The organism is Noviherbaspirillum suwonense, assembly GCF_900182955.1.
GTDB classification, from domain to species: domain Bacteria; phylum Pseudomonadota; class Gammaproteobacteria; order Burkholderiales; family Burkholderiaceae_D; genus Noviherbaspirillum_A; species Noviherbaspirillum_A suwonense.
The window spans coordinates 571,771-585,506 of sequence record NZ_FXUL01000001.1 but is presented as its reverse complement, the minus strand read 5'-3'; the positions used below and the strand labels follow the sequence as shown (position 1 = coordinate 585,506).

The 13,736-nt window shown below is 68.7% G+C and carries 12 protein-coding genes; 7 read left to right on the top strand and 5 right to left on the bottom strand.

The window, feature by feature from the left end; all coding sequences use genetic code 11:
- Positions 1–130: 130 nt before the first annotated feature.
- Genes QOL82_RS02710 through QOL82_RS02695 form a run of 4 tightly spaced genes read left to right on the top strand, consistent with a single transcriptional unit; the run spans position 131 to position 6,963 of the window.
- The gene (locus tag QOL82_RS02710; RefSeq protein ID WP_283440679.1) at positions 131–1,906 is read left to right on the top strand and encodes a hypothetical protein; all 1,776 of its coding nucleotides are present in this window, start codon (positions 131–133) and stop codon (positions 1,904–1,906) included.
- The gene (locus tag QOL82_RS02705; RefSeq protein ID WP_283440678.1) at positions 1,906–3,573 is read left to right on the top strand and encodes a pentapeptide repeat-containing protein; all 1,668 of its coding nucleotides are present in this window, start codon (positions 1,906–1,908) and stop codon (positions 3,571–3,573) included. The genes QOL82_RS02710 and QOL82_RS02705 overlap by 1 nt, the downstream gene beginning before the upstream one ends.
- A 39-nt stretch (positions 3,574–3,612) precedes the next feature.
- Positions 3,613–4,032: a hypothetical protein gene (locus QOL82_RS02700; protein WP_283440677.1), complete on the top strand. Its 420-nt coding sequence runs from the start codon at positions 3,613–3,615 to the stop codon at positions 4,030–4,032.
- A gap of 3 nt (positions 4,033–4,035) precedes the next feature.
- Positions 4,036–6,963, top strand: a complete 2,928-nt coding sequence (locus QOL82_RS02695; protein WP_283440676.1) for an NHL repeat-containing protein — start codon at positions 4,036–4,038, stop codon at positions 6,961–6,963.
- Between the two features lie 3 nt (positions 6,964–6,966).
- On the opposite strand, the gene QOL82_RS02690 is transcribed toward QOL82_RS02695, so the two are convergent.
- Entirely contained in the window at positions 6,967–8,217 is a 1,251-nt protein-coding gene (locus QOL82_RS02690; protein WP_283440675.1) for an Hsp70 family protein, read from the bottom strand.
- A gap of 148 nt (positions 8,218–8,365) precedes the next feature.
- Between QOL82_RS02690 and QOL82_RS02685 the strand changes: the two genes are divergently transcribed.
- A complete protein-coding gene (locus QOL82_RS02685) occupies positions 8,366–8,728 on the top strand; it encodes a hypothetical protein (RefSeq protein ID WP_283440674.1) in 363 nt (120 codons plus the stop codon).
- Between the two features lie 26 nt (positions 8,729–8,754).
- On the top strand, positions 8,755–9,330 hold the full coding sequence (locus QOL82_RS02680; RefSeq protein WP_283440673.1) for a glycine zipper family protein: 576 nt from the start codon (positions 8,755–8,757) through the stop codon (positions 9,328–9,330).
- Here QOL82_RS02680 and QOL82_RS02675 read toward each other — a convergent pair.
- Together QOL82_RS02675 and QOL82_RS02670 are read right to left on the bottom strand one after the other, a co-directional pair.
- Positions 9,327–10,136 (bottom strand): DUF72 domain-containing protein, encoded by an 810-nt coding sequence (locus tag QOL82_RS02675; RefSeq protein ID WP_346772279.1) that lies wholly within the window; start codon positions 10,134–10,136, stop codon positions 9,327–9,329. The genes QOL82_RS02680 and QOL82_RS02675 overlap by 4 nt on opposite strands.
- Before the next feature lie 300 nt (positions 10,137–10,436).
- Complete coding sequence (locus QOL82_RS02670) at positions 10,437–10,619, bottom strand: hypothetical protein (RefSeq protein WP_283440672.1); 183 nt, start codon at positions 10,617–10,619, stop codon at positions 10,437–10,439.
- Here QOL82_RS02670 and QOL82_RS02665 point away from each other — a divergent pair.
- Positions 10,618–11,034 (top strand): response regulator, encoded by a 417-nt coding sequence (locus tag QOL82_RS02665; protein WP_283440671.1) that lies wholly within the window; start codon positions 10,618–10,620, stop codon positions 11,032–11,034. The two genes, QOL82_RS02670 and QOL82_RS02665, sit on opposite strands and share 2 nt — an antisense overlap.
- 81 nt (positions 11,035–11,115) lie before the next feature.
- Here the strand turns inward: QOL82_RS02665 and QOL82_RS02660 are convergent, their stop codons facing one another.
- Together QOL82_RS02660 and QOL82_RS02655 are read right to left on the bottom strand one after the other, a co-directional pair.
- Positions 11,116–12,087, bottom strand: a complete 972-nt coding sequence (locus tag QOL82_RS02660) for a formylglycine-generating enzyme family protein (protein ID WP_283440670.1) — start codon at positions 12,085–12,087, stop codon at positions 11,116–11,118.
- Positions 12,084–13,703 (bottom strand): arylsulfatase, encoded by a 1,620-nt coding sequence (locus tag QOL82_RS02655; protein ID WP_283440669.1) that lies wholly within the window; start codon positions 13,701–13,703, stop codon positions 12,084–12,086. The genes QOL82_RS02660 and QOL82_RS02655 overlap by 4 nt, the downstream gene beginning before the upstream one ends.
- Positions 13,704–13,736: the final 33 nt, after the last annotated feature.

The window sequence follows — 13,736 nt, the reverse complement described above, 5'->3', positions numbered from 1 at the left end:
TAATCGCACTTCTCCCTGAACAAATTTGTCGATGCCGCACTAACGCAGTAGCCCCTGGCGCGCCGGGAAACCGGGCACGCGATGCATCACACGGGCTTTTCGCGTTACTGATCTGCGGAAGGAATCGACAATGCCCCCATTTCAAACACCTCGCCCTCCGCAATTTCTGCAGTTCCCGCCATTCCTGTCGTTCCAGCGCACCTCGTACTCCTCGCAATTCCTGTCCGCACCGTTTTCCGCGATCCTGTTCTTCATCATCGCCGCTGCGCTGCAAGGCTGCGGCGGCGACAGCCAGCCAGCGCCTCGCGCCGCGCTGCGCGGCGAAGTGCCGCCGGCCTCCTGCCCCAATGCCAACCTGGCGTCGCAAACCACCGTCATCCATGTCGCGCCCACCGGCGTCGACAGCGACAGCTGCGGCGACAGGCAGGCCGCGCCTTGCGCCAGCATAGCCGCCGGCATTGCGCGCTGCGGCGTGGCCGGATGTGCGGTCGCCGTGCGGCATGGCCTCTATCCGACAACCGCGTCCATCGTGCTGCGGGACGCGGTCAGCGTCCACGGCAGCTGCCGCTTCGGCGATGAACCGGAACGCTTCTACCGCACCGTGATCGACGCGGCGCCGCCGGCCGGCGAACCGGCGATCGTCGCCGCCGGCATCAACTCCGGCACCGCGCTGACCGGCATCGTCGTCATTGCCCGGGACGCAACCGCGCCTGGCGAGGCGAGCATTGCGATGCGGGTCGGCGCGAGCCGCGGGCTGACGCTGGCGGCGGTGACGCTCGCATCCGGCCGCGGCGGCGACGGCGCCGCCGGCGTCGGCAATCCAGGCGGCCCGGGCGGCGCCGGCGGCAACCCGGCGACCCTCTTCGATTACGGCGACGGCGGCGCGGCCTGCCCGTCCGGCCCGCCCGCAGGCGGCGGCAAGGGTGGCGCGGGCCGCGACGCCAACCGCTTTTCGATCCAGGGCGCCGGCTGCGGACCCGACTGCGCCTGTGCGCCCGAAAGCTCCACCCTGCCCGCCGGCCTGCTTGCCGGGCAGCCCAGCGGCAAGGCCAGGGGCGGCGCGGGTGGCGGCAACGGCGCATTCGGCGGCAACTGCACCGGCCATCCGTCGGCCGACCCCACGCCTGGCGATGGCGGCGCCGGGCAGCCCGGCGAAATCGGCGACTGCTCAGCGCTGGGCGGACAAAGCGCCGCCGTAGCGGCGTCGGCCGGCGCCTTCGCAAGCGGCCGCTGGGTCGCGGGACGCGGCGGCGCCGGCGCCGCAGGCGGCGCAGGGAGCGGCGGCGGCGGTGGCGGCGCTGGCGGCTACAGCACGTGGGTGCCGTTTATCGGCGCAACTGAATCCTATTTCGGCTTTCCGGGCGGCGGTGGCGGTGGTGGCGGCTGCGGCGGCGGCGGCGGTGGCGGCGGCCAGCAGGGCGGCGCATCGATTCCGCTGGTGCTGGTCGATGCCGGCATCGCCGGGCTGTCCGACGGCGCCAGCCTGATCCCCGGCCCGGGGGGCAATGGCGGAACCGGCGGCACGGGCGCTGCCGGCGGACCCGGCGGCATGGCCGGCAGCGGCTACAACGGCGGCAAGGTGTCCCGGCCTTACGTGTTCTATCCCAATGTGGCGATGCCCGGCGCCGGCGCCGGCGGCGGCGATGGCGGGCCCGGCGGCGCGGGCGCGGGCGGCGCCGGCGGCAACGGCGGACCGTCGTTCGGCATCGCGCTGCTGGGCAATTCACCGGATCCCGCGCCCGGCGGCGTCTACGCCGGCACGCCGGGCGCGGCCGGGAAACCGGGCGCGGGCAGCGCCAACCCGGCGCTTGCCGGCAATCTCAACAGCCAGTGCCGCAGCGCCGACGGGCAGGCCGGCCTGCAGGGCGCAAGCGCTTTCGCCCACCGCTACGGGGAAGGAAACTGATGCAAGACCATCAACCGATGCTTGGCGCAAAAAAAGGCGCAGGCCGACCCGTGCTGATCCTGCTGATGGTGCTGGCATTGCTGGCCCTGCTGCCCGCCTTGACGCATGCGCCGCTGCCCTTTGCGGCGAGCGCCCATGCCCAGTCGCCGCCGGCCTGCCCGAACCTGCCGCACGATCCGCCGGGCCTGGACTTCAGCAACCGCGACCTGTCCGGCCTGAACTTCAGCCGGCGCGACCTGCGCATGGCCAACTTCAGCGGCAGCACGCTGAAAGGCACGGTGTTCATCGGCGCGGACCTGTCGGGGGCCAATTTCAGCGGCGCCCAGGTGCTGGCCAGCGCGCGGGAGGACCTGCATCCGACCGACTTCTCCGGCGCAAAGCTGAGCAGCGCCTGCCTTGCCGGCATGCGCTTTTCCGGACGCACCTACTTCACTTACGCCGACATCAGCTGCGCCGACTTTTCCCTTAACGACCTGTCCGGCGGGCACGCGATCTTCGGTCCGAGCCCGCTCAGGATCGATGCGGCCGGCTGCAAGCCGGCTTTCCGGGGCACGGTCATGCATTGTGAATTCGTCGACGACTGGCCCAGGCTTGATTTCGGCGCGGGCGCCGGCAACCCGGGCGCCAACCTCAGCGCCTGCGGCGCACAAATGGCCGGCCTGCGCTTCGACGGCGCGAACCTGGCCGGCGTCAACCTGGCCGGCGCCAATCTCGACGGCGCCAGCCTGGCCGGCGCCAATCTGAGCGGCGCCACGCTGGACCGGGCCAGCCTGCAGTGCGGGCCGCAGCAATGCGCGGACCTGGAAAACGCCAACCTGCAGGGCGCTTCGCTGATCGCCGCCAACCTGAGCGGCGCCAACCTGTACCAGGCGGTGCTGTCGGGCGTCGCCGGCAGGCCGGCCGCCAACCTTTCGTTCGCCCACCTGCGCAACGTCAACCTGTCGCAGGCGCAACTGACCGGCGCGAACTTCAGCGGCGCGAGCTTCTACGGCACCAATGCCGGCGCCTGCGACACCACCGGAAACGGCAACAATGGCTACACCAGGGCTTGCGCCAGCGCCTACGGCGCGACGATGACCGGCACTCTGTTGACCAATGCCTACCTGTACGGCGTGGATTTCGGCGCCGCCGCCATCACCGGCGCCAATTTCACCGGCGCGGTGCTGGTGGCCGCCGACTTCAGCGGCGCCGTCATCGGCACCAGTTCGGACAACGTGCCCACCACCTTCTACGGCGCCTGGCTGCAGGGCACCAACCTGGACGCCGCCGCGTCGCTGCGGGACGCCGACCTCAGCAATGCCTACTTCGACTTCCGCCGCGAGGGCAACCAGCTCTACCTGATGCTGCCCGGCCGGACCTATAACCGCCATGCATGCGGCGCCGGCGGCTGCACGCCGGCCAGCCTGGCCGACGTCTGCGTCTGGCTGAACTACCGGCAGGCGACGGCGCCGGCCGACAACGCCAGCGTCATCTGCCCGGACGGGTTTTCCAGCGCCAGCGGATGCGGGCGCGCCCGCGCCGACGGCGGCAACCCGCACTGGAACAGCGGCCAGCCGATGAATGCGCCGCAGGGCTGGTACGCCCTCGCCGCAAGCTATGCGAGCGCGGCGCCGCCGGCATCGATATGCAACGGGCGCGGCGCCGGCGCGGCCGTCGTCAACTGGTGATGCGCCCACCCCACCCTCAAGCCATTCTGAAGGAACGCGATGAAAAGACCCGCGCCAGGCAGCAAGGAACTGCCGATCGACATTGCACGTCGCGAATTCCTGTCGCGCGCAGCGGCAGCCGGCCTGGCCGCCGGCCTGCCGCCGCTGCTCGCGTCCTGCGGCGGCGGCTCGACCGCCGCCGTGGCGCCGTCGCCGACCGAGTCGCGGCTGCTGTTCTTCAACCTGTCCCACAGCCGGCAAAATGCGACCGAGCATCACCTGCACATTGCCGGCCAACGGCTCAGGCTCACGCCGGTGGACGAGGCGCCGCATGTGCTGGACCTCGCGCGACAGGGCAATGGCTTCCTGCGCGGCGTGCCCGGCGCCAGCATCACGCATCATGTCGAGGCCGGCCTGCCGGCGAACGCGGTGGCGCTGGGCTATGTCAGCTGCCTGGAAGATCCGGCGGCGGGCACCTAGGCGATGTCCTCGCTCTACCTGAGCCTGCCGCGCTCCGCCCTCGGGGCCGCCGCCGCGCGCATGCGCGGGCGGATGCAGCGTTCGGCCAAGCGCCGCTATTACGGCCTGCCGGCGGCGCTCGACGCCGCCGACCTGCACGAGGAGGCGATGCTGGTCGACAGCCACGACCATGCAGGCGCACTGATCGGCTCGCATGTCGAGCTGCTCAGCCTCGATCCCGAAAGCGCCGCCTACATCCATGTCGGCTACATCGGCCCGGACCAGACCACGGTGCAGCTCGCGGCCACGCTGCAGTCACGCGGCATGGCCACGGTGGAACAGCAGCCCGGGCAGCACAACCTGTCAGGCTGGGCGACGCTGCGTCCGCTGATCAATGACGGCGCCAGGCCGCCCGCGCCCTACCGCAAGAGCGACGGCAAGCTCAACGTCTACCTGCCGGACTGGCACCCGGATGTCGATATCGGCGTCGCACGCGCGGTGGTGGCGACGCATCCGCTGGTGCGGGACGATGAGACGCTGGGACGCGACGTCACGCCGCTGACCGGCGTCGGCGCCCGGTCGGCGGAGGACGCCAGGGGTCGCATCTGGAGCCGGCGCGACGGCATCGGACATATAGAACGCGCTGCGAACGTCGCGGCCGACGCGCCGGTCGCGATGACCTTCACCGCGGCCACGCCGGAAACGGGGCTGTATGTGACGCAGCCGGGCGTGGTCGATCGCGGCGGCGGCGCAATCGACATCAGCCTGGGCAACGTGAACAACTGGTTCCTGCGCTGGCTGGGCATGTGGGTGCGCTTCTACGGCCCCGATCCCGCGACCGGGGCGATTCCGGCCAGCCAGCTGCCGGCCGATACGCTGGGCAATGCGCAGGGCGCGCGGCCGCCCGGCTCGGACACCGTGACCGCGCTGTTCGCCGGCATGCTGCCGCCGGTCGACACCGTGGCCGGCATCCCGTTCTCGCCGGGCACCCTGACTGTGCAGGTGAAGAAGCCGCCGCAGGCGGCGTCGATGGAAGTGCTGTACGGCGGGCTGGGAAAGTCGGGCAGCCTGGACGACCCGGAAAACCTGCGGATGGCCGGCGAGAATGCGACGGTCTTCTTCAACTATTTCATCGTCGGCCTATATATGGTTGCCGGCGCGAGCGGGCTGAGCGCGGCGGGCAGCCAGTTTTTCGACCTGTGCCTGAAGGGACTCCTCGCCGAACTCCAGGTAATTCGCTCGGCAGTCGGCAACAATAAACCGGTATCGCCCGAGGCGCTGGTGATGGCCTTCTGCAAGACCGTGTTCGATACCGGCGCATCGACGCTGATCGGGCAAATCATGAAATTCGTCCTGGCCGAACTGGCATCCGCCGAGATCATCGACTCGGTGCCCGCCGTGGGAACGATAGCGCGTGCGGTCAGCGTCACGATCGGGGCGGTCAAACTCGCGGAAACCACGGTCGAGATCGCGCTGTCGCCGCCGCTGTACCGTTTCAACCTGGTGCTGACGCATACACTGTCGACCGTGATCCAGCCGCAGCGGCTGGGCAACGGCCCGGGGCGTTTTCCGACCACCGCTGCCGGCGAGATCCTGTATTACCGGGTCAGCTACCTGTTCGACAACGGCACGCCGCACCTGCTGGAGCCGGTGGACGTGGCCGGCGGCTCCGCCGCGCCGATCCCGGTGACGCTGTCCGGCATCCCGCTCGGCGGCCGGGTGAACATCGTCGTCGGCTTCTACATCCGCAAGGCAGGCACGCCGGCGGGCCAGAACGACTGGTGCGCGGCGCAGGGCAGCACCGGCCTGGTCGACAACAACGGTGCGACCGCGCCCGGCATCGAGGTCCAGAACGTCAGGAAACCCATTCAGGCCAGCACCGTCTATATCCATACCGGCAAGACGGCGCTCGATGCCAGCGGCCGCCACCTGTGGCTGCCCGACCCCGACGGCAGCCACGCCCCCGCCTACCTGCCGCCGCCCGGCGACCAGCAGCCCAGCCTGGGCGGCCTGCGCGCCATCACGGTCAGGCAGGACCGCTACGTCGGCTACGCGTGGAAAGCCTACAGCGGCGCACGCCGCGGCTGCGGGTCGGATGCGCCCGGCCAGTTCGATTACGCCGCCAACGTCGGCGCCTTCCCCGGCAACGCGGAACAGGGCTATGCCAGCATCGCCTGCGGCCTGGCCGGCGGTTCGACCCTCGGCTACAGCCTGCTGTCCGACGCCGCCAATGTCTACCTGGACCCGGACCAGCTCTTCCTGCGCCCGGTCACGCTGGGCGACGCATCCGCCTTCCCGTCGCCCGCATCGGGCCTGGCGCTGGGGCAGCTGAACCTGGCATCCAGCACGCTGCTGCTGCATCCGTCCGGCCAGCTCGTCAGCATCAACAATGAACACAGCAAACTCGAGATGCTGCGCCTGCCGGCAAGGCCGGTGGACGAGGCAAGCGCGAGCCGGCTGCACCTGGCGCGCACCTATGCCGGCGCCGGCTCGCGGCCCGGGCTGATGCGCTCGCCGGTCGCCGCCGCGGTGTCGTCCGACGGCGTGATCCTGGTGCTCGAAGGCAGCGACGGCAACAACCGGATACAGGCGTTCGACGCCGGCGGCAATCCCGTTCCGTATTTCAGCAAGCAGCCGCGGCCCTATTTTCTGCAGCTTCCGGACAGCAGCGATGCGCTCTACCTGGACCTGGCGGTGGAATACAGCGGCTACCTGTACGTGCTGTCGAGCGGCGACAGCGACGCGCACCGGCTCGACATCTATCACGCCGGGCAGGCCGGCGCGGCGCCGATCTGCTCGACCACCGGCATCAACGCGGCCCGCCTCGCGGTGGACTTCTGGTGCAATCTGTATACGCTCAACTACGAGGTCCTGCGCCTGCCCGATGGCAGCATCCCGGCGACCCTGACCGAGCCGTCGATCAGCTTCTGGGCGCCGCCGGCGCCGGCATGAGGCTCAGCGAAAGCGCCGCGCCGCATCGAGCGCCAGCCCGCTGCCTATGCTGCCGAACAGGTCGCCCTCGACCTTGCGCGCATCCGGCGCCAGCGCGGCGATGCGTTCGCGCAGCAGCTGGACGCCGCTGGAGCCGCCGGTGAAGAACACCGTGTCGATGTCGCCTGCGCCGACGCCGGCATCGCGCAGCAATGCGCCGACCGTGCGCTCGACCGACTCGACCAGGTGCGACACCGCGCCGTCGAAACCGTCGCGCGTGAGCAGCAGGTCGACCGGCGGCGCCAGCCGTTCCAGCTTCAGCGGCGCCGTGGGGCTGGCGGACAGCGCGATCTTGCCCTCCTCCACCTTCAGCGCCAGCCAGTGGCCGGCGCGTTCCTCGATCAGCCCGCGCAGCCGGTCCAGCGCCACGGTGTCGCAGGCGTCCCGGTACAGGTCCTTCAGCTGCAGCATCGCCTTCTGGGTATAGGCAAAATTGATGGTGTGCCAGGTCGCCAGGTTGAAGTAATAGCTGGACGGAACCTCGCTGCCGCTGCGCAGCCGGCTGCCCAGGCCCAGCAGCGGCATCACTGCCGCCAGGCTCAGGTACTTGTCGAAGTCGGTGCCGCCGATATGCACGCCGCCGTTCGCGAGGATGTCGCTGCGGCGGTCGGCGATGCCGGCGCGCTGCGGCGACAGCCGGACCAGCGAGAAGTCCGAGGTGCCGCCGCCGATGTCCGCCACCAGCACCAGTTCCTCGCGGGCGATGCCTGCCTCGTAGTCGAAGGCGGCCGCGATCGGCTCGTACTGGAAGGCGACATCGCGGAAGCCGACCGCCAGCGCGATCTCGCGCAAGGTGTCCTCGGCCAGCCGGTCGGCCTGCGGGTCGCCGTCGATGAAATGGACCGGGCGGCCGAACACCGCATGCTCGAACTGGCAACCGGCCGCCGCCTCGCCGCGCCGCCGCAGTTCGCCGATGAACTGCGTCAACAGCCCGCGAAACGGCAGCGCCTGGCCCAGCACCTCGGTCTGGCCCTCGATCAGCGGCGTGCCCAGCAGGCTTTTGAGCGAGCGCATCAGCCGGCCCTCGTAGCCGGCCAGGTATTGCGCCAGCCCTTCGCGGCCGAAACTGGCGCGCTCCTCCTCGGCGTTGAAGAACACCACCGACGGCAGGGTCGGCTTTCCATCCTCCAGCGGCAGCAGCGGGGACAGGCCCGGCCGGTGCCAGCCCATCGTGGAATTGGACGTGCCGAAATCGACACCGCAAGCATTTGTCATCGCATTGCCCGGTAAATAACGAACGCGGATTTTAGTGCATACTTAAATCGATTGTGTGCTGCCAGTCAGGTTTGTATCCGGACGTAACAAACGGATTCCGGCAACGCCGGCGAATTACAATTTTGCTATTGCACCTTTGGAGAAAATCGTGAAGATTCCGAGTCTGCTGCTCTCCGGCGCGCTGGCTGCGGCGCTGGCATGCGCCGCGACGCCCGCATCCGCGCACGGACATCGCGGCGGCCACGCCAGGCTGGGCTTTTACTTCGGCGTGCCGCTGGCCGTCCCCTATTACTATCCGCCGGCCTACTATTACGGCCCGCCGGTCTATTACCGCGAACCGCTGGCCGTGGCGCCGACCTACTACATCCAGCAGGACAATGTCACCGCAGCGCCGCCTCCGCCGCCGAACGGCTACTGGTACTACTGCCGCGACCCGCAGGGTTATTACCCGCAGGTGCAGCAGTGTCCGACGCCGTGGCAGCAGGTGCCGGCCCAGCCCCAGAACCGTTAGTCATCTAGTCAGTCAGGCAGATCACCATGTCCCTCATTTACAAGATCGTTTCCTGCATCGGCCTGCTCGCGCTCGCCGGCTGCACCACGATGCCCAGCGGCCCGAACGTGATGGCGCTGCCGGGCAACGGCAAGACCTTCGAGCAGTTCCGCAATGATGACTTCCAGTGCCGCCAGTATGCGCAGTCGCAGCTCGGCGGCGCCACGCCTACCACCGCGATGGAAGACAGCGGCGTGCGCAGCGCCGCGCTGGGCACCCTGCTGGGCGCCGCCGCGGGCGCGGCAGTCAACGGCGGCCGCGGCGCCGCGGTCGGCGCCGGCACCGGGCTGGCATTCGGCGGCCTCGCCGGCGCCGGGGCGGGCCAGGCGTCCGGTTACGGCGTGCAGCGCCGCTACGACTATGCCTACATGCAATGCATGTATGCGCAAGGCAACCGGGTGCCGTCGGCAGGCGGCTATGCCAGCGACAACCGCTTTTCGTCGGGCTATGCGTCGCCGGCCTACTCGAACCCGTCGTATGTCAGTCCGTCGTATGCGAACCCGTCCTACCCCAGCCCGCCGCCGCCGCCACCCGGTCCGGCGCCGGCGCCGCCGCCGCGCTAGGCGCTGACCAGCGCCTTCGTCGCCAGCGCGTTCGGCACCGCCGCGCCGCTGGCGGTGTTATCGAAGATGCACCAGACCTGCCGCCCCAGCCGATGATGTTCAATCAGCCGGGCGGCATTTTCTTCCAGGTAATCGCGCGGATAGTCGGAATGGTAGATCACCGGCGAGCCGTGCAGCCTGACGTAGACCACGTCCTCGTACAGCGCCGGCGCCGGTTCGACCGCGACCTGCGGATCGGCCTCTACCCGTGCAACCTTGTGCCGCGCCAGCAATTCCGCGGCCTCCTTGCCGAACCAGGTCTGGTGACGCGCCTCGCAGGCGATCGCCACGTCCAGCCGTTCGCGCAAGCGGGAAAAGAGTGCACTGGCGGCAGTTGCATCCAGCGCCAGGCTGGGCGGCAACTGCACCAGCAGGCAGCCGAAACGGTCTCCCAGGTTGGACGCGCCATCGAGGAAATCCTCGACTTCCTGCTCGATGCCATGCAGCCGCCTGACGTGGGTGATTTCCTTCGGCAGTTTCACCGAGAAGCGGAAGGCCGGCGGCACGCTGTCGCGCCAGCGCGCATAGGTGGCCGGGCGGTGCGGCCGGTAGAACGAGGAGTTGATCTCCACCGCCGGCAGCACACGGGCATATCGTTCGAGATGGCTGCCCTCGCCCGGAAATTGCGGCGCGACCGCGCTGGACAGGCTCCAGCCGGCGCAGCCTACGAGGATGTCGGACGGCGCGGTCGTCGTCACTTTCGACGCTTGCGAAAACAGGTCGGGCATATCGTGGAAGCAGCATGGAATAAAGTCTGTATGTTGCATTCGTGCACGCGGCCTGCGCGTTGCGCAAGGATAAACGCGGCAATACTTACCTGTTTTCCTACATGCGATTCAGTCTATGTCCGATTCGCCCAAGAAACACGCGGTGCTAGCCTGACGAAAATCCGGCAACGCGGCAGGCCAGGCCTGCCCCTGACCGGCAATGGGGTCAACACCAACGAGCGTCACAACGACGAGGAGAACGCAATGGGTAAATATTTTCTGGCATGGCTGTTGGGCGTACCGGCTATTGTGCTGGTGCTGATCTACTTTTTCATGCACTGACCACCGTGCAGGCCTGAATCACCCGGCGGCAGGAAGCACTGCCGCCGCCTTTTCACTTTTCTGTGCTTTGCGCCACGAGCGCAGCATATCTGCCTGACGATGTTGTTGGCGCACCGAGCAAGGATAGATCGTGCAACACCCAGCAACATCCACAGCCGTTTCCGGTTCAAATGACATACATGGACCGAAGGTGTTCAGCATGCCAGATTCATCGACGCCGCCAACCACGGTCTTTTCTGGAAACAGCGATTTCCGCATTCTCCTCATCGACGACAACTGCGACGCCATCGACTCGATGGGTTCCTTGCTGACGCTGCTCGACTATGACGTCCGCACCGCCGAGGACGCCGAATCCGCGCTGGTCATCGCCGCCAGTTTCCGGCCGCACCTGATCCTGTCCGATATCGGCCTGCCCGGCATGGACGGCTACCAGCTCGCGCCGGAACTGCGCCGGCTTGCCGGCGAGCGCAAGCTGGTCCTTGCCGCCGCCACCGGCTACGGCCTGGCCAGCGACAAGAAAAAGGCGCGCGAGGCCGGATTCGACTACCACCTGGTCAAGCCCCTCGACGCCGACATGCTGATCGAATTCGTCGCGCAGCAGCTGCGGGACTACTAGGACGGCATTCCGTCGCAATAAGACACCGCAGCACCGCATGGTCCCACCGGGCACGGCGCGGGCCGCCCAGCCCGGCGCTTCTCAACGCTCTACCGCATCGCCCGCCACCCGGAAGCCGCAGTTCGACGACGCGCTCGCCGGCGTGTTCGACCCCCTCGCCGCCACCCGGTAACGGTTGCAATAGGATTCGTGGCACAGGAAGGAGCCGCCGCGCATCGAGCGCCGGCCAGTCGGGGCCGCATGCGCCGCGTCGCGCGCAGCCGGATCGCGGAAGTAGTCGGGACTGAACCAGTCCGCGCACCATTCCCAGACATTGCCGGCGACATTGTGCAGGCCATAGCCGTTGGCCCCGAATGCCTGTACCGGCACGGTTCCCGGCAGCCATCCGGCGGCCGGCGCGTTCGGAAATTCACCCTGCCAGATATTGCACTGCGCTTCCCCGCCCGGCGCCAGCTCGTCGCCCCATGCATAGCGCTTGTCCACCAGGCCGCCGCGCGCCGCGTACTCCCATTCGGCTTCTGTCGGCAGGCGCGTGCCGCTCCAGGCGCAGTAAGCCTGCGCGTCATGCCACGACACGTGAACGACCGGGTGGTCGGCCCTTGCATAGATATGCGAGCCCGGCCCCTCGGGACGCTGCCAGCTTGCATGCTCGATCTCCAGCCACCACGGCAGGCCCGACGGCGCCTGCCGCCCGGACGGCCTCAGCGCTTCCGGCACCTGCAGGTAGAACACGAAGGACGTGCCCAGCCGTTCGGCATCGGTGACATGCCGGGTGGCGCGGACGAACTCGGCGAACTGCCGGTTGGTGACGGTCGTTGCGGCAATGCGAAACGGCGCGACATCCAGCGCCATGCTCGGCCCTTCGCCGTCGGCCGCGTAGCCCTCGATGCCGTCCGCGCCCATCCTGAAGCGCCCGCCGGGCAAGGCCAGCAGCGCGCCGCGCAGCGCGTCGGGGCTGCGCGGGCCGGCGGCAGGCCGCGGCTGCGGCAGGGCTGCGTTGGCCGACGGCACGCAGCACGGCTTGACGCCGCCGGGCCGTGCCGCCGCGCTCATGCTTCCTCTTCCTCCCAGAATGCCGCCGGCTGCGCCCGCATCAGTTCCAGGATCTTCTCGCGCGGGATGACGCCGCAGCGCGCGGCCCAATCGTCGTAGCGGGCGCGCATGTCGGCCACCCGCTCCGGGTATTGCGCCGCCAGGTCGCGGGTCTCGGTGCGGTCGGACGCCATGTCGTACAGTTCCCACGGGTCCGGGTACTTGCGCACCAGCTTCCAGTCGCCGATGCGGACCGCGGCATTGCCCTCGTGCTCCCAGAACATCGGCGCGCGCTCGGCGATGTCGCCGTTGAACACCGCCGTCAGCGCCTGGCCTTCAAGCGGCGGCACCGCCTTGCCGTCGCGCTGCTGCGGATAGGCGGTCGCCGAGATGTCCAGGATGGTCGCCATGATGTCCGGCAGGTAGCCCGGCGTGTGGCGCACGCCGCCCTTCTCGCCGATGCCCTGCGGCCAGTGGAAGATCAGCGGCGTCGAGATGCCGCCTTCGTGTATCCAGTGCTTGTACAGCCGGAACGGCGTGTTCGACAGGTTGGCCCAGGCGGTGCCGTAGCTCTGGTAGGTGTCTTCCGGGCCGGGCATGATGTCGGGCTTGTTGCCGAAGCGGACCTCGGCGCCGTCACGGGTATGCGACCTGGCGATCATCAGGTTGTTGACCAGTTCCTCCACCGGCACGCCGACCGGTATGTCCTCGGCGCAGGCGCCGTTGTCGGACATGAAGATGACCAGCGTGTTGTCGAGCTGCCCGGTCTCTTCCAGCGCATCCAGGATGCGGCCGATGCCCTGGTCCATGCGGTCGATCTGCGCCGCATACACCTCCATGCAGCGCAGCAGCCATTCCTTGTGCTCGGCCTGCGTCCATGCCGGCTGCGTCGGATCGCGCTCCGTCAGCGCCCAGGCCTTGTCGAGGATGCCGGCGTCGACCAGCCGCTGCAGCCGCGCCTCGCGCAGCGCGTCCCAGCCGGCGTCGAAGCGGCCCTTGTACCTGGCGATGTCCTCGTCATGCGCATGCAGCGGCCAGTGCGGCGCGGTATAGGCCACGTACTCGAAGAACGGCTGGTCCGGGTGCTGCTGCGCATGCTGCCGGATGTAGTCGGCGGCCTGGTCGCTGATCGCGTCGGTGTAGAAGAAGCTTTTGTCGTGCTGCGCTTCATGCTCGATGTTCTCGTTGCCGCGGGTCAGCGTGTTGGGGTCGTAGAAGCTGCCCGCGCCGATGATGGTGCCGAAAAATTCGTCGAAGCCGCGCTGCAGCGGCCAGCTTGCGGTCGGCTCGGTCAGGTTGCCTGCCACGTGCCACTTGCCGCTCATGTAATTGCGGTAGCCGTTGGTCTTCAGCGCCTCCGGTATCGTCACGCACTGGTCGTTGAGGTTGCCGGCATAGCCTTCCGGGCCGAAGCTGTAGGTCAGCACGCCGATGCCGGTCTGGTGCGGATGCAGCCCGGTCAGCAGCGACGCGCGCGACGGGCTGCAGCGGGCGGTGTTGTAGAACTGCGAGAAGCGCAGGCCGTTGGCGGCCAGCCTGTCGAGGTTGGGCGTCTCCACTTCGCCGCCGTAGCAGCCGATGTCGGAATAGCCCATGTCGTCATTCAGGATCAGCACGATGTTTGGTTTCTTGTTCATTTACCGGGTCTCCTTGTCTGGGTTTTTATCGCG